Consider the following 19,757-nt stretch of genomic DNA (forward strand, 5'->3'; position numbering starts at 1 on the left):
GGAGTTGCCGCATGTGACGTTGCAGGTGGTTCCGTTTCATCTGGGTGGGCATGCGGCGGCGGGTGGTCCGTTCAGTATTTTGCGGTTCGCGGAGCCGGATCTGCCGGATGTGGTGTATCTGGAGCAGCTGACGAGTGCGTTGTATCTGGATAAGCGTGAGGATGTGGATAATTATCTGGCGGTGATGGAGCGGTTGTGTATCGACGCCGAGCCCGCCACCCGCATCCGCGACACCCTCAGCGAAATTCTCCGCGACCTTTGATGTTCCACGCGCTCTGATTTCTCGCGCGCTTTTCCATTCCGCGCTCTGATGTCCCGTACCCCGGGCGGTGCCTGCCTCAGAGTTCGCGGATGATCTTGCTGATCAGGTCCATGGACTCCTCCGGCGAGGCGCTCTGCACGCACAGGCGCTCCATCGCCGCGGTGTAGTGGTCCATGTCGTCGTCCTTCTCGAGGTACATCGCGCCGGTGAGCTGTTCGATGTAGGCGATGTCGGGCAACTCCGGCTCGGGGAACCGCAGGATCGTGAACGCCCCGGCCTCGCCGGCGTGACCGCCGACCCGGAACGGCATGACCTGCACCGTGATGTTCTCGCGCCGGGCGGACTCGTGCAGCGCCCGCAGCTGGGCGCGGGCGACCTCCACGCCGCCGATCGGCCGCCACAGCGCCGCCTCGTCGATCACGGCCCACAGGCGCGGCGGATGCGGCTGGTAGAGGATCCGCTGCCGGCGCATCCGCAGCTCCACCCGCCGGTCGATCTCCTCGGCCGGCGGATCGGACATGGCCTGGGCGATGACGGCGCGGGTGTACTCCGGGGTCTGCAGCAGCCCCGGGATGAACTGCACCTCGTACGTCCGGATGACCTGCGCGGCCTCTTCCAGGTCGACGTACGGGCGGAACCAGGCGGGCATCGCGTTGCTGTAGGCCTGGAGCCAGCCCGGCCGGCTGGCCTCCCGGACGACGGTGAGCAGAGCGTTGCGCTCTCCGCGGTCGTCGATGCCGTACAGCTTCAGCAGGGCGACGACGTCGTCCTCGTCGAGGCCGGCCCGGCCCTGCTCCAGGCGGCCGATCCTGGTCTCCGTGGCGTGGATCGCCTCGGCGGCCTCCTTACGGGTCACCTCGGCCGCCTCGCGCAGGCGGCGCAGCTGCGCTCCCACGATCCTGCGGCGGACGGTGGGTCTGCTCACCGAATGCACCGCGACCGCCATCGGTTCCCACCTCCGATCACCATAATGCGGGCAGAGTCTGCCATTGATGACCACTGGTGAACAGACCTGACGGCCAACCACGATCTAAATATCGCTGGATGTGCGGCGAATGGCGCGGATCGCGCAGGGGGCGGGCCGGTTTCCGGCCGGTCCGGGCCCGCTCAGGCGGTCGCGGCGACCTCTTCTTCCTCGATGTGGCGGTTCCACTCCCGCTTGCCCGCCTGCCAGCCGTCCTCGTCCGTGTCGCGACGCCAGTACCCGGAGATGGACAGCTGCTCGAGGGGCAGTCCCCGCTCGACGCGCAGGTGGCGACGCAGCCGCTTGACGAAGTTCGCCTCGCCGTGCACGAACGCGTGGACCTCGCCCGGCGGGAACTCCAGGTCCTGTACGGCCGCGACGAGGGTGTCGCCGATCTGCCCGTCGCCGCGGTGCAGCCACACGATCCGGGCGTCGCCCGGCGTGTCGAGCGGGAGTTCCTCCTTCTCGTCGGCCACCTCGACGAAGATCCGCGCGGGCACGCCCTCCGGAATCCTCTCCAGTGACGCCGCGATGGCAGGGAGGGCGCTCTCGTCGCCGACGAGCAGGTGCCAGTCGGCCTTCTCGTTCGGCGCGTACGCGCCGCCGGGGCCCATGAACAGCACCTCGTCACCGGGCTTCGCCTGGGCTGCCCACGGCCCGGCCAGGCCGCGGTCCCCGTGGTGCACGAAGTCGATGGTGAGCTCCAGCGCCTCCGGGTCCCACGAGCGCACGGTGTACGTGCGCGTCCGCGGCCACTGGTCACGCGGGAGGTCGCGGCGCACGGCCTCCATGTCGAACGGCTCGGGGTACGCCACGCCCGGCACGCGGAAGAGGATCTTCACGTAGTGATCGGTGTACGCCCCGGCGGGGAAGCCGGCGAGGTCGTCCCCACCGATCACCACCCGGATCATGTGCGGGGAGATCCACTCGACGCGGCGGACGCGTCCGTGGTTCAGGGGGCGGCCCCGCCCGGCCGGTCTGTCGTTCGCCATCTGTCGCTCCTCACTTAGGTATGCCTAACTTTACGGCGCTGCGCGGTATTTCCCACAGTGCCGCCCGTACCCCTTTCGTGACACCGGTCACGTCCGTCCGGGCGGGAGCGTGCGCGGCCCTCGATGACATCTGTCATGGAAAAATCGGTGATAAGCCGCTCTGCAGGGGAGGCGGCGGCTCTGCCAGGATCCTGTCGTGGAGTCAACCGAAGTGCGGCTCCGGCCGCCACGAGAGCTGGTCAGCGCGAAGGCGATCGGCTACTGGACCGTGCGCGCGCTGGCGGGCTGGCTGATCGTGGTCGCCGCTCAGGTCATCTGGCTGATCAACGACGGCGGCCACGCCGCGTGGCACGTCGCCGGGCTGATCCTGACCGGCGTGCTCGGCGCCGCGCACGTCATCGTCATGCCCCAGTGGAGGTTCCGCGTGCACCGCTGGGAGGTCACCTCCGAGGCGGTCTACACCCAGTCCGGCTGGTTCGACCAGGAACGGCGCATCGCCCCGATCTCCCGGATCCAGACCGTCGACAGTGAGCGCGGACCCGTGGAGCGGCTGTTCGGCCTCGCCAACGTCACCGTGACCACGGCTTCGGCGGCCGGCCCGCTGAAGATCCACGGGCTCGATCAGGAGACGGCGGAACGGCTCGTCGAGCGGCTGACCGAGGGCACGGCCGCCGACCGAACGGACGCCACATGACGGCGATCGAGAACGGCGCCGGCGAGTGGCGGCGGCTGTCCACCCGCATGCTTCTGATCCATCCGGTGCAGGAGCTGCTGCGGGCCTGGCCGCTCCTCCTCGGCCTGGTGGTCGCCGGAAGCGCCGGCGGGCACGGGTCCTGGTGGAGCCTGATCGCCACCGGCCTCGTCATCCTCGGCGGGCTGCTGCGCTGGTTCACCACCACCTACCGCGTGACCGCCGAACAGGTCCAGGTCCGCAAGGGCCTCCTGCGGCGGCAGGTCCTCACCGTCCCGCGCGACCGGATCCGTACGGTCGACGTCACCGCCCACGCGCTGCACCGATCACTCGGCCTGGCCAAGGTGGAGATCGGCACGGGGCGCACCGACCGTAAGAACGACGGCGTCAAGCTCGACGCCATGAACGCCGCCGAGGCCGCCCGGCTGCGCGAGGAACTCCTGCACCGAGCGGACACCGGCGCTCCGGCGGCGTCCGCCGTACGGGCCGCCGAGCTGCCCCGGGAGACGCTCCTGGCGCGCATGCGGCCCGAATGGCTGCGGTACGGCCCGTTCACGCTGACGGGGTTCGTCACGGTCGGCGTCGTCGCCGGGGTCGTGTGGCGCTCGCTCAACGAGGCGCATGTGGATCCCAGGCGCATCGGGGCGCTCAGCGCGCTCGTGGACCGCTTCCAGCGGACGCCGCTGGCCGTGGACGTCCTCGTCGTCGTGGTCGCACTGCTCGTGGTCGTCGCGGTCGCCTCCACCCTGGGATACCTCCTGGCCTTCCACGGCTTCCGCCTCACCCGCAACAGCGCGGGAACGCTCCACGTCACGCGCGGCCTCATCACGACCCGCTCGATCACCATCGAGGAGCGGAGGCTGCGCGGCGTGGAGTTCAGCGAGCCTCTGCTGCTGCGGGCGGTGGGCGCCGCCCGGTGCATCGCCATCACCACCGGCCTGCGGGTCGGACGGGGCGCCGAGCGCGGTGGGTCGCTGCTGCTGCCGCCCGCACCACGTCCCGAGGCGCTCCGGGTGGCCGGCGCGGTCCTGCGGAACGACGCCCCGTTCACCGCGCCCCTGACCGGGCACGGCCCGCGCGCCACGCGCCGCCGATTCTCCCGCGCGCTGGGCGTCACCCTCCTCGTCCTCGCGGCGACGCTCGCCCTGTGGGGCCTCGGGGCCGTGCCCGCGTGGACGTGGGAGGCGGCCATCGCGCCGGTACCGCTCGCGGCCCTGGTGGCCGCCGACCGCGCGCACGCCCTCGGGCACACCGTCCTGAACGGCACCCTCGTCAGCCGCCGGGGCTCCCTCGTACGGCGCCGCAACGTGCTGTCCTGCGAGGGGATCATCGGCTGGAACCTGCGCCGATCCTTCTTCCAACGGCGGAGCGGCCTGGCCACGCTCGTCGCGACGACCGCGGCGGGGCGGCAGCGGGTGGAGGTCCAGGACGTCCCCCTGAAAGAGGCCCTCCGGGTCGCCGAAGAGGCGCTGCCCGGCCTGCTGACGCCGTTCCTGGAGCGGTGAGCGATCCTTCGACGTGGTGCCCATACCGCCCAAGGCCAGTCGGCTTTACCTGCGAAGCCCCTGGTAGCCGAATCGCCATGGCTCATGCATCATGCAGGCATGGCTGGTGACGTTGTTTCCGCCAGGTCGCCGACAGCGGTACGGGCACTCATCTTTGACTTCGACGGCGTGATATTGGACACGGAGACTCCACTCTTCGAATCCTGGGCGGAAATCTACCGGCAGTACGGATGTCAGCCGTTGACCGTTGAGGATTGGGCGCGAGAGCTGGGTGGGAAGGATCGGGGTTCTGCTCCACTCGCCATACTGGCCGAGAACGTCGGCATCGAAATAGATCGGCAGAAGGTGTTGCGGGCGCGCCGGGCCTACGGCCAGCAACTGCTGGCACGTGAGGCCATTCGGCCCGGATTGGTCGAGTGGTTGACAGAGGCTCGGCGGCGGCGACTGCCCGTTGGGATAGCATCGAGCTCTTCTCTTCTGTACGTCGTTCGCCATTTGCGTAGGATCGGCATATACGAATATTTCGACGCGGTCCTGTGCTGTGCGCCCGGAATCGAACCGAAGCCTGCGCCGGATCTCTATCGCCTGGCCTGTGAAGCCCTCGGCGTCAAACCGGACGGGGCGTTGGCGGTGGAGGATTCCCCCAACGGCATCGCGGCCGCCAGGGCGGCCGGCCTACGATGTCTGGCGGTGCCGAACCGGATCACCGAAAATCTCGACCTATCGCAGGCGAATGTCCTTGTTGACTCCCTATCCGGGATCACGTTGGAGGCCGTCATCGCGCTGGTATCGTGATTTTGTCACCACGGATACTGAAGTGACGTGATGAGGTTCGGCAATATATCCCTATCTCTTCGGACGTGCTCAGCGGCCGCCTCCCGGATTTCTGCAATCCTCGTCTTTGAGAGGTTGAGGGAACGTCGGATCGCCTCCGTCAAGGCGTTCTCCGCTTCGGGCTCATAGAGAAATCCGGTACGCCCGTCCGCGATTTGTTCGACGAAGCCGTCGTGGGCTGGGGCCACGACGACCGGACCGCCGTGTTGTGCCCACATCGCGACCTCGAAGGGTACATTGGACAGGGGTTCACCTCTGGCCGAGCAGACGACGACTCGTGTTTCGTCCAGCGAAGAGAGTGCTTTGGGAAGTTCTCGCGTGAACTGCGGAACGAAGGTCGCTCGAATTCTGAGATCCGAGATCTGCCTTCGATAGCCTTCGAGTAGAGGCTGCGAATAACTATAAGGGACCAGGATCACGACAAGGTGTACATCCTCGCGCAGCTCCGCCAATGATCGGATGAGGAGGTCCACCCCCTTGATGGGGTCGGCGCGTCCGAAGGACAGTACTATTGGCCGATCCAGCGGAACCTCCCACCTCCGCGCGATCTCCAGTGCGTCTTCCCGTTTCATCGGACGCAGGTCGTCGCTCATCAGATCGAGGCTTGATCTGAATGGCATGAACCGTGCAGGATCGGCCCTGTACTCTTCGCGAAGGTGACGGGTCATGAATGACCCGATGTCGGCCAACCTGGCGTGATCACCGCGGTTGACGTAATCGATGCAATCGCGTTCCCATTCGAGGCGGCCGGGTGTCGGCCGGGTTCCCCTTATCCGGTCCGTGCTGTAAAGAACCTGCATGATGTCGAGGCCATCGATCCGGCTCCCCTCTCTTAGGAGGTGGACCTCGCGGCCGACGCCGGCGAACGGCGTATCGACGGCGATTGCCAGCGTCTGATCGTATTGAGCGGTGAGTTTCACGCAGAGACGGGCTGCGCTCTCCGATAGTTGGCGCCATGCTTCAGGCGACCAGAGGGAGGAGTCTTCGTCGTGGGGGAGTCGGTAGAGGCGTCCCCCTCGTCTTTCGATGATGTCGCGTGCCCAGTCCAGATCGGCTTGACTGTAGGCCAGTGTTCGGTGAGTCGGGGCGGGAAATGCGAAGTTGAAGGTGACCGGTCCCACGTGTTCAAGAATTGATTCGTAGCGGTTCTGCAGCAGCGACAGCAAGGTCTTGGTCTGTCGGCCGATCCCGTTGGTGTTGTTGCATATGCCATTGTAGGTGATATAGAGGACGCTGCGACTCATCATGCACCCCTTCGGCTGCCGACCGTGTCGGCACCTCTCGCCGTGGCAATCCAGTCGTCTATGGAATGACCGGTGAGGATCTGATATATCCCCATGTATCGTCGCGCGGTCTCATTGACGACAGCGCGAGGTAGGTGCGGGGGCGGCGCACATCCGTTCCAGTTGAACGATTTGAGCCACTCGCGTATGGGCTCCCGATCGAAAGAGTATGGAATGCCGCCGGGCTTCCACGTTTCGGAGAGCCAGAATCGGCTCGAGTCTGGAGTGAGAACTTCGTCGGCCAGGATCAGGTTTCCGTAATGGTCGATTCCGAATTCGAACTTTGTGTCCGCTATGAGGACTCCCTGGGCGGATGCGAATTCGGCGGCACGCTTGTAAAGCTCAATGCTCAGTCGGTGGATCTGTTCGGTGAGCTCGACGCCGATCGCGTTGCGCATCTGCGCGATCGACACGTTTTCGTCATGGCCGTGCCTGTTCTTGATGGCGGGTGTGAAGATCGGCTCGGGAAGGCGTTCGCCGTGCCGAAAGGAATCGGGTAGTCGCGTTCCGCTGACGCTACCTTTCGCCCTGTAGGAACTCCAGGCGGATCCTGTCAAGTATCCGCGAACAACGCATTCGATGGGTATCATCGATAGTTTTCTGACCAGCATCGCGCGTCCGGCGTAGTGTGCGACCTCGCCAGGCAGATCGCGGCCTCGCCATCCGATCATGTGATTCGGCGCGATGTCCTGCAGTCGGTCCATCCAAAACTGCGTGAGGGCCGTCAGTACGAAGCCCTTGTTCGGAACCTCATCCCTGAGGACGACATCTAGCGTCGACATTCGGTCCGTGGCGACGAGGACGAGAGTCGCTTCTTCATGAGGACGCTCTTTGCGCGTCGAATCCCTACTGCCGGCATCGACCTCATAAATGTCGCGAACCTTCCCGGAAGATGCGTATCGAAATCTTTGGGGCATGGCTCATCGACCTTCCTGCCGTAGGTGCTGGTCATTTCGGGCCGCGAACAGCGGAAAAATCTTCGTCATTCCCGAATCCGCCTGGGACGGGCCATCAAGGTCGAGGCCTGCGATGATCATCCTTTGCCCGGATGATCATCGCCGACACGGCAGCCGTCAAGGCCCGCGCGTGGCGGCGGACGGTGCGCTCGCTCGCGCGGTCACCCTGCTCCGGATCCCGGCGTACACCCGGGCGTCGGTGCGACCGGCGTCCGGTGGCGGCGGCGTGCGAATGGTCACCATCGCCGCAGCCGTGCCATGATCGGCCGGACAGAGAACCATTGAAGTTCGTCGGCGCCTGGTCGGTCGGTGGAGTGCGTCGGCGTGCTCGCTCGGTCGCGAGCACGTCCGGCATGTCCATCGTCGGAGCCGTGTTCGGGACCGAGCCCGTCCCGAAAGGACCAGGCATGGACACCGACCACTTCGATCTCACCGACGACGGCCACGTCCAGGACCCCGAGAGGGCGATCGACGATCTCATCGACGCGCTGTTCGACCACGTCGCCGCGACGATGCGGGAGCACGGGCTGCCCGGTGAGCTCCTCACCGCCATGCGGACCCGGCACGCGGAGCTGGTGGCGGCGAACGCCGCCATGGCCGTGGACGAGCCCTCGCGTCACAACCTCCGCCTCACCCTGGCCGTGGTGGCGGCGCACGAACCGCTGCTGCCGCGACTGGGTCGCGACGCGGCCTTCGAGGCGGTACGGGCGGCGCTCGTCGAGCCGCTCGGCCATGTGGTCCGCGAGGGCACGCTGGCGATGCTGGACGCCGCTCCTGACCCCTTCAGCGCGATGGTCGAGGTCTGCAAGGCCCAGGAGGAGCAGGCCTACGGCCGGACGTTCACGTTCGAGCGTCCCGTCGACGACGACCGTGAGTACCTCCTGGAGATCCACCGCTGCTTCTACCACGACGTGCTCGCGGCCAACTCCGCGACGGAGCTGACACCCGCCCTTTGCGCGTTCGACGCGAACTGGATCGAGGCGATCGATCCGGACCGGCACGGCTTCCGGTTCGAGCGGCCCACGACGATCGGCCTGGGCGGGGCCTCCTGCCCCTTCCACTTCACCCGGACCCGCCCCCGCGAGTCCGGCGACGGCTGAGACCGAACCCCGGCCCCGGGGCGGATCCCAGGGGCGGCCCGCCCGTCCCGCGATCCGCCCTGGCCGGGGCCCGCGCCGGCCGGGGCCTGCGCCGGGGTCTGGGGTCTGTCCTGACCTGTGGTCTGCCCTGGCCCTCGGCCCGTCCTGACCGGCGGTCCGTCCCGGGTCGGTGGCCCGCGCCGGCCGGGGTCTATCCGGGGTCTGGGGTCTGCCCTGACCTGTGGTCTGCCCTGGCCGGTGGTCCGTCCTGACCGGAGGTCCGTCCCGGATCGGGTGTCAGTCCTCGCGGAGGGCGTGGGCGGGGAGGGCGATGAGGGCGGTCATGACGGCCACGAGCGTGAGCGCGGTGGTGAGCGAGGTCGCCTGGGCCACGAAGCCGATGATCGGCGGGGCGACCATCCAGCCGCCGTACCCGACCGTCCCGACGGCGGCCACCGCCGTACCCGGGTCGCGGCCGGGGGTTCGGCCGGCGGCGCTGAAGGTCAGCGGGACGACCGTGGCCATGCCGAGCCCGAGCAGGACGAAGGCGACGATGACCACCGGCGTGACCTGTACGAGGAGCCCGAGGGCCAGGCCCGAGGCGCCGATGAGGGCCGCCGCGCGGACGACCAGCGGAGCGCCGAGCCGTTCGACGACGCGGTCGCCGATCAGGCGGGCCGCGGCCATGGACAGGGAGAACCCGGCGTAGCCCCACGCGGCGACGTCCGGGGTCGTGTGCGCGACCGTCCGGAGGTACACGGCGCTCCAGTCGGCCGCGGCGGCCTCCCCGAACAGACTGCAGAAGGTGATGACGCCGAGGACGAGCAGCGCGCGGTCCGGCCGCGCGAACACCTTCCCGGGGGCCGAGGGCGGCGCGGGCGTGAGCCGGGTGCCGCACAGGGTGCCGACGACGGCGATGACGATGCCGACGGTCAGCAGGTGTTCGGGAGCCGCGATGTCCGACCTGGCGACCAGGCCGGCGGCCGCGGAGCCGACCAGCCCGCCGACGCTCCACAGGCCGTGCAGCCCGGACATGATCGAGCGGCCGTAGCGTTCCTGGACCGTGACGCCCTGGGCGTTCATCGCCACGTCGAGGACGCCGCCGGCCGCGCCGAACAGGAACAGTGAGCCGAAGAGCAACGGCATGCCGACGGCGAACGCCGGCAGCGGCAGGGTGACCGCGACGGCGACGACCATCACGCGGGTCAGGGTGCGGCTGTCGACCCGCGCGCTCAGCCACGCGGCGATCGGCATGGCGGTCAGTCCGCCGATCGCCGCGCCCATGAGCGCCAGTCCCAGGTCGGCGGAGGACAGGTGCCGTGCCTCCTTGACCCAGGGAATTCGGGCCGCCCAACTGCCCGCCGCGATGCCGTGCAGCGCGAAGACGGTGGCGACCGCGACCCGGGCGAGGCGATCCTGGCGCGTTGGACCGATCGAAACGGACGTCAAAGACACGACACCATGATCGCGGACATTCGGCGGGTGACAAGGGCATGACCGGACTGTGGACACGGGTGACGGGCACCGCCGCACGTCAGCGGCGACGACGTATCCGTGTGCGGCCGGTCAGCAGCGACGACGTATCCCTTTGCGGCCGGTCAGCGGCGGTGGCGGCCGTGGGCGCGGACCGGGCGGCCGTCGAGGACGTGCCGCAGGCGGCTGTTGGTCCGCCCGTACAGCAGATAGACGGCGAGCCCGACCGCCATCCAGATCGCGAAGTACTCCCAGGTGCGCAGGTGCAGGTTGAGCATCAGCCAGGCGGTGGCGGCGATCGCCAGGATCGGCGTCACCGGCGCGGCGGGCACCCGGAAGCCGCGCGGCAGGTCCGGGCGGCTGCGGCGGAGCGCCAGCACGCCGGCCGACACGAACAGGAAGGCGAACAGCGTCCCGATCACGATCATCTGCTGAAGCGTGAGGACGCTGATCTTCCCGAAGGTCCAGACGTCGACCTGGGACAGCGCGATCGCCGTGAAGCCGACCAGCAGCGCGGCACGGGTCGGCACCTTGTAGCGGCTGCTGATCGCGGCCAGTGAGGAGGGGAGCAGGCCGTCCCGCGCCATCGCGAAGATGATGCGGGTCTGGGCGACCATGACGACGAGGACGACGGTGGCCAGGCCGATGACCGCGCCGACGTCGATGACCAGGCCCATCGCGCTGGAGCCGACGCCGGCGAAGGCGCTGGCCAGCGGCGTCGACGGGTTGAGCTTGGAATACGGGACCATTCCCACCATCGCGATCGCGACGCCGATGTAGAGGGCGATCGTGATGAGCAGGCTGATGATCATCCCCCGGGGGACGCGGCGGGGGGCGTCCTGGGTCTCCTCGGCCGCGGTGGCGATCAGGTCGAAGCCGATGTAGGCGAACGCGATCGCCGACGTGGCGGCGAAGATGCCGAACAGCCCGAACGCGTGCGGCGTGCCGCCCATCAGCACGTCCAGGACGGTACGGTCGCCGTTCGCGCTGGCCGGCCGGGCGGGCGGCACGAACGGCTTGAGGTTGGACGGGTGGAAGAACAGCAGGCCGCCGACGATGACCAGCCCGATCGCGATGACCTTGGCCAGCACCATGAACCACAGGGTGTAGAGGCTGAGCCGCGCGCCGATGGCCACGACCACGGCCAGGACCAGGAGGAGCAGCAGGGCGAACAGGTCGAAGCCGGTCTCCTGCCCGACGACGCCGGACAGGAACGAGGGCATGTGGATGGCCGAGACACCGGAGAGGGTGCCGAGGTCGGTGATGAGCCGCGTCGCGTACAGGGACCAGGCCCGGCCCACCACGGCGGCGGCGAGCTGCAGCTCCAGCATGAGCGCCCAGCCGATCACCCAGGCCCAGATCTCGCCGAAGACGACGTAGGTGAACGAGTAGGCGCTGCCCGCGATCGGCATCGTGGACGACAGCTCGGCGTACGACAGGGCGGACAGCAGGCAGGCCAGGCCCGCGATGACGAAGGAGGCGATCACGGCGGGGCCGGCCGTGGTCGCGGCCTGCTCACCGGCGATCTTGAAGATGCCGGCGCCGATCATCACGCCGAGGCCCAGAACGATCAGGTCGCGCGTCTTGTAGACCAGGGAGAGGCGGTGGCGGCCACCGTAGTGCGGGCTGACGGTCTCCTCTACCGGGAGCCGGCGGAGCAGATTGTTGCGGAACGGCGCCTGGACGCTCAACTTCCGATTTCCCCCTTGTGCTCCGGCTGGCCGAGCCCGCACCGCCCAACATGTCCTAGAGCACCCCAGGATGAACTAAATCAGGGGTAAACCACAAGGTCATGGCGACTCAGTGGCGCATCTGAGATCTCGCGGTGGTTCGGCCGTGATCGGCCGATTGTCTGGTCGTCGGAACAGTGGGGTGGCAAGGTGGGCGCAAGCGTTCACCGTGGGTCAGGAGATCTCCATGCGCCGCAGAAACGCCGTCCTCGGGCTCGCCGCCCTCGCCCTGGCGACCCTCACCGCGCCGGCCGACGCGCGCACGGCGCCCGCGCATCCGGCCGGTGACGCGGCCCCTCCCCAGGGGAAACAGGCGGTCGCGATCGGATACGGCGGTGCGGTCTCCAGCGTCGACCTCGACGCGACCAAGGCCGGCATCGAGGTGCTGAGACACGGCGGCAACGCGGTGGACGCGGCGGTCGCCACCGCCGCGACGCTCGGCGTGACCGAACCGTACGTCGCGGCGATCGGCGGCGGAGGCTTCTTCACCTACTACGACGCGCGGACCCACAAGGTCTCCACCATCGACGGCCGGGAGACCGGCCCGGCGAAGATGACCAAGGACTTCTTCATCGATCCGAAGACCGGCAAGCCGCTGTCGTTCGACGAGGCGGTGACGAGCGGCCTGTCGGTCGGCGTCCCCGGCACCCTCGCCACGTGGGACGGCGCCCTGCGCCGCTTCGGCACCCGTCGCCTCGGCGGTCTGCTGCGGCCCGCGATCAGCGTGGCCGACCACGGCTTCACGGTGGACCAGGAGTTCTACGACCAGACGGCGCTCAACGCCGACCGGTTCAAGGCCATCGTGCCGACGCGGGAGCTGTTCCTGCCCGGCGGGAAGCCGCCGGCCGTCGGATCGACCTTCCGCAACCCGGACCTCGCCGACACCTACCGCCAGATCGCCCGGCGCGGCGTCGACTGGTTCTACGGCGGCGCGCTCGGCAGCGAGATCTCCGGCACGGTCCGCAAGCCGCCCGTCGACCCGGCCACCACGCGCAACGTCCGGCCCGGCGTCATGGAGACCTCCGATATCGCCGCCTACGACGCCCTGCGGCGCGCTCCCACCCACGTGAACTACCGGGGGCTGGACGTCTACGGCATGGCCCCGCCCTCCTCCGGCGGCTCCACGGTGGGCGAGGCGCTGAACATCATGAAGGAGTTCGACCTCCACGACCCCGTCCAGGCCCTGCACACCTACCTCGAGGCCTCCCGGCTCGCCTACGCCGACCGGAGCGCGTACGTCGGCGACCCGGCGTACGTCGACGTGCCGCTGAAGACGCTGCTGTCCGACGGGTTCGCCCGCTCGCGGGCGTGCCTCATCAAGCCGGACGAGGCGGCCAAGAGTCCGGTGCCCCCGGGCGACCTGAACGCCCACGGCTGCGCGACCCCGCAGGGATCCGCCCAGAACCTGCCGTACGAGGGACCGCAGACGACCCACCTCGTGACCGCCGACCGGTGGGGCAACGTCGTCTCCTACACACTGACGCTCGAGCAGTTCGGCGGCAGCGGGATCACCGTGCCGCACCGCGGGTTCCTGCTCAACAACGAGATGACCGACTTCGACTTCACGTCGTCGACCCCGGCGGGCTACCCCGACCCGAACCTGCCCGCGGCGGGTAAGCGGCCGCGCAGCAGCATGGCGCCCACGATCGTGCTGAAGAACGGGCGGCCGTTCCTCGCGGTCGGCTCCCCGGGCGGATCCACCATCATCACCACCGTGCTGCAGATCCTGCTGAACCGCGTCGACCTGGGCATGATGCTGCCGCAGGCGGTGGCCGCGCCCCGCGCCACCCAGCGCAACACGGCGCAGACCGCCGCCGAGCAGGCCTTCATCGACCAGTACGGCGCCGCCCTCAAGGCCAAGGGGCAGGACTTCGTCGTGTTCCCGGGCCCGCCCGCGGGCGTGATCGGCGCGGCGGCCGGCGTGGAGTTCCTCGGCGGCGGCAGGCTCCAGGCCGTCGCCGAACCCGTCCGCCGGCAGGGCGGCAGCGCCATGGTCGTCAGCCCGAGCCGATGAGCGCGCCGTCCGCCCGCCTCGAGGCCGTCGAGGCGGGCGGCGTTCCCGCGCCGCTCACGTGATCGTTCCGGAATGATTACGTGATCACTACGGGAGGCGAGCGCCCGCCGGGGCTACCATCGTGCGGGGAAGGGAGCCGTTGATGGCCGAGGCGTACGTCCAGGTGACGACGACCACCGACTCACGCCAGGAGGCGGCCGAGATCGCCCGCTCGGCGGTCACCGGACGCCTCGCCGCCGCCGCCCAGCTCGTCGGCCCCATCGCCAGCACCTACTGGTGGGAGGGCGAGATCGAATCGGCCGAGGAGTGGATGGTGGTGTTCAAGACCACGGCCGAGCGCTTCGAGGCCCTGGCCGCGCAGATCACCGAGCAGCACTCCTACGACACCCCGGAGATCATCGCGACCCCGGTCGTCGCCGGCAGCGGCGACTACCTCGCCTGGGTCCGCGAGCAGACCACGATCTGACCGCCCGGCCACCGCCCCACGGCCGTGACGACGCCCCGATCCGCGACCGCCCCCACCTGTTCGGACTGCCGGACGCCCGCATCGACGGCGTGTGAAAACCTTGATCCGGGGAAATAATCATTTACTTGCATCGGGCGCGTGTCGCACCGCGCCGGCAGGACCTCCCGAGGCGGTGGCGATGAGCGAGGACTACGGGCTGTTCGGCCCCGGTTCGGTGACCTGGAAGGTGATGGGGGAGCCGGTCCAGATGGTGGGCGGCTTTCGGGCGCTCATCCTGCAGGCGCTGCACCCGCCGTCCATGTGGGGCACCGCGCAGAACTCCGAGCTGATGGATCCCCGGGCCGCCTGGTCGCGGCTGGGTCGCACGATCGAGTTCGTCCGCGTCCGCACGTACGGCACCCTCGACGAGGTCGAGCGGGTGGGCCGCCGGGTGCGCCGCATCCATTCCAAGCTGACCGGCTACCACCCGGTCACCGGCGAGATCTTCCGGATCGACGAGCCGGAGAACCTCCTCTGGGTGCACATGGGCGAGGTCGACTCCTACCTCGACATCGCCCTGCGCGCCGGCGTTCCGCTGACGCCGGAGGAGGCCGACGCGTTCGTCGACGAGCAGCGCCGTTCCGGCGCCGTCGTCGGCCTCGACCCCGCCGACATCCCCGCCTCGGTCGCCGAGATGCGGGCGTACTACGCGGAGATGCGGCCCAAGATCTACGCCTGCAAGGAGGCGAAGCAGGGCCTGCGGCGCCTGTACAACCCGGCCGTCCCGCGCCGGATGCTGCCGCTCAAACTGGCCGCGCCGAGCATCGCGACGCTCGTCGTGGCCACCCTCCCGCGCTGGGCGCGCCGCATGTACGGCCTGCCGGCCACGCCGCTGGAGGACCTGTGGGCGACGACCACGCTGAAGGCTCTGTACCGGGGCACTCAGGTGGTGCCCGAGCAGTGGCGCTACTCGCCCGACGCCCGCCGCGCCCGCCGCCTGAGCCGGGAAGGGGACGCCGGCCTCGCCGCGGCCTCCTAGGGCCTGGCTCAGGCGAGGAAGGCGGTCAGCGCGGCGGCGAACTCCCCGGGTCTCTCCTCGTGGACGAGGTGCCCGGCGTCGATGGTCACCAGCCGGTGATCGGGGATCGCCTGCGCGAACCTCGTCAGCTGGTCCTGGGGGAGGGGGCTGCCCGGCCCGCCCGCGACGACCAGCGTCGGCGCGGTGATCGCGGCCGGCACGTCCCAGTAGGCCGGGTCGGGATCGTTGCGCTGCCGGTAGATCGCGTCCACCGCCGCCCAGTCGAACGCCTCGGTCTCCTCCGGGTTCGCCGGGAGGCGCCTCGGCGGATCGGCGGGGACGGGCGGCGGCGGCTCTTCCAGGACGAGGCGGTCCACGCGCTCGGGGTGACTCCCGGCCAGCAGGTACGCCACGGTGGCGCCCATCGAATGCCCGACGAGGCCCACCCGGTCCAGCCCCAGGACGTCGAGGAAGGCCACGACGTCATCGCGCATCAGCTCGAAGGAGTATGCGGCGGCCCGGTCGCTCGCGCCGTGCCCGCGCAGGTCGACCGCGTACACGCGGTGGGAGGCGGCAAGGGCCGCCCCGGTCTCCTGCCAGGTCCGGCCGCCCTCGCCGAGCGCGTGCAGCAGCACGACCGGAGGGGCCGCGGCCTCGCCGCCGACCCGGTAGGCCAGGCGCACGTCGCCGACGTCGGCCGTGCGAAGATCATCCATGGCGGTGAGCCTACGTCCTGAGAACACGCGGCCGGGTCTCCGCCGATCATCGGCGGAACATCTCTCGACCGCCCTCTCACCACCTCCGCCGGGTCGACGGGCGATGGCGGGCTGCGGTGCGCCGGGCGTGAACCGGATCGGCGGTGGATGCCCAATAGAGGGTGTGAAGACGGAACGACTCCCCCGGCACGGCCTTGAGGCCGAGCCGACCGACGCGGAACTGATCGACCGGTCGCGACGGAACCCCGAGCGGTTCGCGGCGGTGTTCGATCGGCACTCCGACCGGGTGCATCACTACCTGGCGCGCCGAGCGGGACCGGACGTGGCGGACGATCTGCTGTCGGAGACCTTCTTGAGGGCGTTCGACCAGCGAGACCGATTCGACCCCGAACGGAGTCCCACCGGGGCGTTGCCCTGGTTGCTGGGCATCGCGACGAACATGTTGCGTGACCACCAGCGATCGCAGGCACGGCGCTGGCGGATCCTGGCCCGATCCGGTACGGAGCCGGACGAGCCGTCACCAGTCGACCGGGTCGCGGCCCGCGTCGACGCGAACGCGATGGCCCGGCCGCTGATCGAAGTCATCGCCACGCTTGCGGACGGGGACCGCGACACCCTGCTTCTTTTCGCATGGGCGGACCTGACATACGAAGAGATCGCCGCGGCCCTGGGCATCCCCATCGGCACCGTACGGTCACGAATCCACCGAACCCGAGCGCGTCTGCGAGCCGCGCTCGGCACCACCACGGAAGAACAGGAGTCAGCATGATGGATGAGATCGACCTTCTCGCCCGGATCGGCACCGACGTACCGCCGCTGGCCGACAAGGCCCGGGCCCGTACGCGCGCACAGATCCTCGCACGGGCCGACCGTGCGGCGGCGGACCGGCCGAATGGCGTCGATGCCGGGCGATCGGCGAGGTTCCCCCGTGCCCGGCGCCGGATGGCGTTCCGCCTCGGACTCGGCACGATCGCCGCCGCAGCGGCAGCCATCGCGGTCGGACTGCCGCTCACGAACACCACTCCGGCGTACGCCGTGACGAAACATTCCGACGGCACCGTGGAGGTCGTGATCCGTCAGTTCCTCTACCCGAAGAAGCTGGAGGCGACTCTCCGCGAAAACGGCCTCCGGGCGGTCGTCGACTACGTGCCGCTGGGGCAGGTCTGCCTGGAGCCCCGTGGTCTCATGGTCCCCCAGGACACCATGAAGGTCGTCCCGCTTCCCGCGGCGCGTAAGCCCGCGAACAAGAATACGGTGCTACGACTCTCCCCGGCTGGGCTCAAAGCGGACGAGACTCTGGTCATTGAGGCATCCTTCGACAAGTCACACCCTGACAAATCCTCAATCTTCAGAATCGCCGTCTTCCGAGGCGCCGTGGCCGCCTGTAAGCCGACCTCCACCGCACGACCGGCACCGATAATGGACGGCCCCAACGGACCGATCACAACGCCACCCAAGTGACCTGGTACCCCCGGCTCGACCGCAGGGCGCGGGCCGCCTCTCATTACTGACGGATCTGCGGGGCGTGCGGCCCCGTCACAGCGGGGCCGCACCGGCTCCACCTGGCCGCAGCGATCCTCACATATCACGGTACGACCCATCCATTTGGCCGGTCGAAATAACACAAAGCGAGCGGCCCGCGTCCGATGCTCAGGTGCCACCATGCGCAATCCCCGAGCCCTCACCCCCCTTTGGAAGCCTGAATGAATAGAAGGATCGCGATCCCTTTCGCGACCGCATCAGCCCTTACCGCGATAATCGTCGCTACTGTTGCGACGACGAGTCACACCTCGGCGGCACAGCCGGCTGCGGCGCCGTTCGACGCAACCCGTACCCCTGCCACGCCGTCGTACGCGGTCAGCCTGAAGAGTGACGCCTCCGGCCGCACGTGGACCGGGCATGAGTCAGTGCGGTTCACCAACGTTTCGGCCACCGCGTTGAAGGAGGTCTACCTGCGTCTTTGGGACGGTTTCTACGGGAGTTGCCCGACCACACCGATCACGGTGTCGCACGTGACAGGCGGCACGCCCGGCGTGCCCAAGGTCGACTGTACGGCACTGAAGATCACGCTGCCCGAGCCGCTGGCCCGAGGGAAGATCGGGTCCGTGGCCTTCGACCTGAAGATCGCCGTCCCGAACTCAGGCGCCGACCGGTTCGGCCACGACGGGGCGTACAACTTCCTCGGTAACGCGCTGCCCGCACTGGCGGTCCGTGACGGCTCCCAGTGGCACCTGGATCCCTATTCGATCCTCGGTGAGTCGTTCTACAGTCTTGCCGCCGATTTCAAGGTCACCCTCGACCACCCCAGCACGCTGAAGGTGCCGGCGACCGGTACGTCGACCGACACGCGCGGCTCGTCCGGCCGGACGATCACGACGGCGACCGCGACGAAGGTGCGCGACTTCGCCTGGGCGGCCGGGCCGTTCAGCGAGATCTCCGCGACCACTCCTCGCGGTGTGAAGGTCAACGTGTACCGGAGAAGCGGCATCTCCGCCGGCTCGGCCCGGTCGATGCGGAGCACCGCGACGGCTGCGGTCGACGCGCACGCGCGGCGGTTCGGTGCCTATCCGTACGGTGAGGTCGACGTCGTCCTGGACGACGACTTCTCATTCGGCGGCATGGAGTATCCGGGGTTCGTGCTGAGCAAAGTCGACTCCACGGTCGTCGCACACGAGCTGGCCCACCAGTGGTGGTACGGCATCGTCGGCGACGACGAGTTCAACGCTCCCTGGCTGGATGAGGCGTTCGCCGACTACGCCACTGACCGCTACCGGGGCATCAGCGGCTCCGGATGCTGGAGCCGGGTGTCGTGGACGTCATCGGCCGAAAAGATCAGTAACTCGATGGGCTACTGGGACCAGGGCGAGCATTCCAGCCGCTACGGGATCGTGGTCTACGAGTACGGCAAGTGCGCCCTGCACGATCTGCGCCGCGTGCTGGGCGACGCGGCCATGACGACCCTGCTGCGCAGCTACGTACGGTCACACCGGTACGGGGTTTCGACGACCGCCGAGTTCAAGGCGGCGGCGCAAGCCATGACCTCCACTGACCTGACGTCCTTCTGGGCGAAACACCGCATCGCGGGCTGACCCTGCCGATTTGCTTCTCCACGGCCTCGCCGAGGGGTTCCAGGCACGTCAGCGATCCAGGCTCGGGAATGAGCGGGTCAGCGGGCGGGGACGTTCCAGGAGCCGATGACGGGACGGTCGTGCTCGGTGCCGAGCGTGGAGATCGTTCCGGTGTCGAGGCGGAACAGCCGGCCGTCCGCGGCCGGCAGGCCGAGGTACCGGGCCGTCAGCACCCGCAGCACGTGCCCGTGCGCCACGAGGGCGACGTCGCCCTCGGCGAGGTACGGCCGGACGCGCTCGATGACGGCGTCCGCCCGGGCGCCGACCTGGTCGACGGTCTCTCCCTCCGGCACCCCGTCGGCCCACAGGTACCAGCCGGGCCGCTCCTCGCGGATCGCGGGCGTGGTACGGCCCTCGTACGCGCCGTAGTCCCACTCCCAGAGCCGGTCGTCGGTCTCGGTGCCGGTCAGCCCCGCCAGTTCGGCCGTACGCCGGGCGCGCTGGGCCGGGCTCGTCACGGTCAGCGCGATGTCCCGGGCGGCGACGAGCGACGCCAGCGCCTTCGCCTGCTCCTCACCGCGCGGGGTCAGGGCGACGTCGGTGCGACCGGTGTGCCTTCCGGTGCGGCTCCATTCGGTCTCACCGTGTCGCAGCAGGATCAATTCCCCCATGGGGGGCACGATACGGGACACGGAACGAGCGCTCCGACTCCGCCTCGGTGCGCGAG

Annotated in this window: 19 protein-coding genes; 11 read left to right on the plus strand and 8 right to left on the minus strand. The window is 69.1% G+C overall.

What is annotated here, in order from left to right; genetic code table 11:
• A partial coding sequence (locus tag ABEA24_RS50915) for a Scr1 family TA system antitoxin-like transcriptional regulator (protein ID WP_345443504.1) occupies positions 1-262 on the plus strand: 262 nt, incomplete at its 5' end.
• Positions 263-338: 76 nt separating this feature from the next.
• On the opposite strand, the gene ABEA24_RS50920 is transcribed toward ABEA24_RS50915, so the two are convergent.
• Together ABEA24_RS50920 and ABEA24_RS50925 are read right to left on the minus strand one after the other, a co-directional pair.
• Positions 339-1,187, minus strand: a complete 849-nt coding sequence (locus ABEA24_RS50920; protein WP_345443507.1) for a helix-turn-helix domain-containing protein — start codon at positions 1,185-1,187, stop codon at positions 339-341.
• Between the two features lie 182 nt (positions 1,188-1,369).
• Positions 1,370-2,218, minus strand: a complete 849-nt coding sequence (locus ABEA24_RS50925; protein ID WP_345443510.1) for a siderophore-interacting protein — start codon at positions 2,216-2,218, stop codon at positions 1,370-1,372.
• Positions 2,219-2,414: 196 nt separating this feature from the next.
• Here ABEA24_RS50925 and ABEA24_RS50930 point away from each other — a divergent pair, with 196 nt between their 5' ends.
• The 3 genes from ABEA24_RS50930 to ABEA24_RS50940 all read left to right on the plus strand — a co-directional run bounded on the left by ABEA24_RS50930 (position 2,415) and on the right by ABEA24_RS50940 (position 5,209).
• Positions 2,415-2,912, plus strand: a complete 498-nt coding sequence (locus ABEA24_RS50930; RefSeq protein WP_345443512.1) for a PH domain-containing protein — start codon at positions 2,415-2,417, stop codon at positions 2,910-2,912.
• Entirely contained in the window at positions 2,909-4,414 is a 1,506-nt protein-coding gene (locus ABEA24_RS50935) for a PH domain-containing protein (protein ID WP_345443514.1), read from the plus strand. The genes ABEA24_RS50930 and ABEA24_RS50935 overlap by 4 nt, the downstream gene beginning before the upstream one ends.
• A gap of 99 nt (positions 4,415-4,513) precedes the next feature.
• Positions 4,514-5,209 (plus strand): HAD family hydrolase, encoded by a 696-nt coding sequence (locus ABEA24_RS50940; RefSeq protein WP_345443516.1) that lies wholly within the window; start codon positions 4,514-4,516, stop codon positions 5,207-5,209.
• Between the two features lie 5 nt (positions 5,210-5,214).
• On the opposite strand, the gene ABEA24_RS50945 is transcribed toward ABEA24_RS50940, so the two are convergent.
• Both ABEA24_RS50945 and ABEA24_RS50950 read right to left on the minus strand, forming a co-directional pair.
• Positions 5,215-6,492, minus strand: coding sequence for a glycosyltransferase family 4 protein (locus tag ABEA24_RS50945; RefSeq protein ID WP_345443518.1), 1,278 nt, complete (start codon positions 6,490-6,492; stop codon positions 5,215-5,217).
• Complete coding sequence (locus tag ABEA24_RS50950; protein WP_345443521.1) at positions 6,492-7,448, minus strand: phosphoribosylaminoimidazolesuccinocarboxamide synthase; 957 nt, start codon at positions 7,446-7,448, stop codon at positions 6,492-6,494. Before ABEA24_RS50950 ends, ABEA24_RS50945 begins: the two co-directional genes overlap by 1 nt.
• A 446-nt stretch (positions 7,449-7,894) precedes the next feature.
• Between ABEA24_RS50950 and ABEA24_RS50955 the strand changes: the two genes are divergently transcribed.
• The gene (locus ABEA24_RS50955; RefSeq protein ID WP_345443523.1) at positions 7,895-8,587 is read left to right on the plus strand and encodes an L-2-amino-thiazoline-4-carboxylic acid hydrolase; all 693 of its coding nucleotides are present in this window, start codon (positions 7,895-7,897) and stop codon (positions 8,585-8,587) included.
• A 276-nt stretch (positions 8,588-8,863) separates the two neighbouring features.
• On the opposite strand, the gene ABEA24_RS50960 is transcribed toward ABEA24_RS50955, so the two are convergent.
• Both ABEA24_RS50960 and ABEA24_RS50965 read right to left on the minus strand, forming a co-directional pair.
• Positions 8,864-10,021, minus strand: a complete 1,158-nt coding sequence (locus ABEA24_RS50960) for an MFS transporter (RefSeq protein ID WP_345443526.1) — start codon at positions 10,019-10,021, stop codon at positions 8,864-8,866.
• A gap of 143 nt (positions 10,022-10,164) precedes the next feature.
• A complete protein-coding gene (locus tag ABEA24_RS50965) occupies positions 10,165-11,730 on the minus strand; it encodes an amino acid permease (protein WP_345443529.1) in 1,566 nt (521 codons plus the stop codon).
• Between the two features lie 226 nt (positions 11,731-11,956).
• On the opposite strand from ABEA24_RS50965, the gene ggt reads away from it, so the two are divergent.
• The 3 genes from ggt (at position 11,957) to ABEA24_RS50980 (ending at position 15,267) form a co-directional block, all read left to right on the plus strand.
• Positions 11,957-13,783, plus strand: a complete 1,827-nt coding sequence (gene ggt / locus ABEA24_RS50970; RefSeq protein WP_345443532.1) for a gamma-glutamyltransferase — start codon at positions 11,957-11,959, stop codon at positions 13,781-13,783.
• Positions 13,784-13,925: 142 nt separating this feature from the next.
• Positions 13,926-14,249 (plus strand): divalent-cation tolerance protein CutA, encoded by a 324-nt coding sequence (gene cutA, locus ABEA24_RS50975; protein ID WP_345443535.1) that lies wholly within the window; start codon positions 13,926-13,928, stop codon positions 14,247-14,249.
• Between the two features lie 178 nt (positions 14,250-14,427).
• Positions 14,428-15,267 (plus strand): oxygenase MpaB family protein, encoded by an 840-nt coding sequence (locus tag ABEA24_RS50980; protein ID WP_345443538.1) that lies wholly within the window; start codon positions 14,428-14,430, stop codon positions 15,265-15,267.
• 8 nt (positions 15,268-15,275) lie between these two features.
• Here ABEA24_RS50980 and ABEA24_RS50985 read toward each other — a convergent pair whose 3' ends face one another.
• Positions 15,276-15,962, minus strand: coding sequence for an alpha/beta fold hydrolase (locus tag ABEA24_RS50985; protein ID WP_345443540.1), 687 nt, complete (start codon positions 15,960-15,962; stop codon positions 15,276-15,278).
• A 163-nt stretch (positions 15,963-16,125) separates the two neighbouring features.
• Between ABEA24_RS50985 and ABEA24_RS50990 the strand changes: the two genes are divergently transcribed.
• From ABEA24_RS50990 to ABEA24_RS51000, 3 genes are all read left to right on the plus strand, one after another.
• Positions 16,126-16,731 carry an RNA polymerase sigma factor gene (locus ABEA24_RS50990; protein ID WP_345443543.1) on the plus strand — a complete coding sequence of 202 codons (606 nt, stop codon included), beginning with the start codon at positions 16,126-16,128 and terminating at the stop codon, positions 16,729-16,731.
• Entirely contained in the window at positions 16,728-17,423 is a 696-nt protein-coding gene (locus tag ABEA24_RS50995; RefSeq protein ID WP_345443546.1) for a hypothetical protein, read from the plus strand. The genes ABEA24_RS50990 and ABEA24_RS50995 overlap by 4 nt, the downstream gene beginning before the upstream one ends.
• Before the next feature lie 551 nt (positions 17,424-17,974).
• Positions 17,975-19,051 (plus strand): M1 family metallopeptidase, encoded by a 1,077-nt coding sequence (locus ABEA24_RS51000; RefSeq protein WP_345443549.1) that lies wholly within the window; start codon positions 17,975-17,977, stop codon positions 19,049-19,051.
• 77 nt (positions 19,052-19,128) lie between these two features.
• Here ABEA24_RS51000 and ABEA24_RS51005 read toward each other — a convergent pair whose 3' ends face one another.
• On the minus strand, positions 19,129-19,701 hold the full coding sequence (locus ABEA24_RS51005) for a histidine phosphatase family protein (protein WP_345443552.1): 573 nt from the start codon (positions 19,699-19,701) through the stop codon (positions 19,129-19,131).
• Positions 19,702-19,757 lie beyond the last annotated feature (56 nt).

This window comes from Actinoallomurus vinaceus, assembly GCF_039542055.1.
Lineage (GTDB): Bacteria > Actinomycetota > Actinomycetes > Streptosporangiales > Streptosporangiaceae > Actinoallomurus > Actinoallomurus vinaceus.

Excerpts from the sequence above, each read along its gene's own strand:
- ABEA24_RS50925 (WP_345443510.1), bottom strand. The coding sequence starts at position 2,218 with ATGGCGAACGACAGACCGGCCGGGCGGGGCCGCCCCCTGAACCACGGA.
- ABEA24_RS50935 (WP_345443514.1), top strand. The coding sequence starts at position 2,909 with ATGACGGCGATCGAGAACGGCGCCGGCGAGTGGCGGCGGCTGTCCACC.
- ABEA24_RS50940 (WP_345443516.1), top strand. The coding sequence starts at position 4,514 with ATGGCTGGTGACGTTGTTTCCGCCAGGTCGCCGACAGCGGTACGGGCA.
- ABEA24_RS50945 (WP_345443518.1), bottom strand. The coding sequence starts at position 6,492 with ATGAGTCGCAGCGTCCTCTATATCACCTACAATGGCATATGCAACAAC.
- ABEA24_RS50950 (WP_345443521.1), bottom strand. The coding sequence starts at position 7,448 with ATGCCCCAAAGATTTCGATACGCATCTTCCGGGAAGGTTCGCGACATT.
- ABEA24_RS50955 (WP_345443523.1), top strand. The coding sequence starts at position 7,895 with ATGGACACCGACCACTTCGATCTCACCGACGACGGCCACGTCCAGGAC.
- ggt (WP_345443532.1), top strand. The coding sequence starts at position 11,957 with ATGCGCCGCAGAAACGCCGTCCTCGGGCTCGCCGCCCTCGCCCTGGCG.
- cutA (WP_345443535.1), top strand. The coding sequence starts at position 13,926 with ATGGCCGAGGCGTACGTCCAGGTGACGACGACCACCGACTCACGCCAG.
- ABEA24_RS50980 (WP_345443538.1), top strand. The coding sequence starts at position 14,428 with ATGAGCGAGGACTACGGGCTGTTCGGCCCCGGTTCGGTGACCTGGAAG.
- ABEA24_RS50985 (WP_345443540.1), bottom strand. The coding sequence starts at position 15,962 with ATGGATGATCTTCGCACGGCCGACGTCGGCGACGTGCGCCTGGCCTAC.
- ABEA24_RS50995 (WP_345443546.1), top strand. The coding sequence starts at position 16,728 with ATGATGGATGAGATCGACCTTCTCGCCCGGATCGGCACCGACGTACCG.
- ABEA24_RS51005 (WP_345443552.1), bottom strand. The coding sequence starts at position 19,701 with ATGGGGGAATTGATCCTGCTGCGACACGGTGAGACCGAATGGAGCCGC.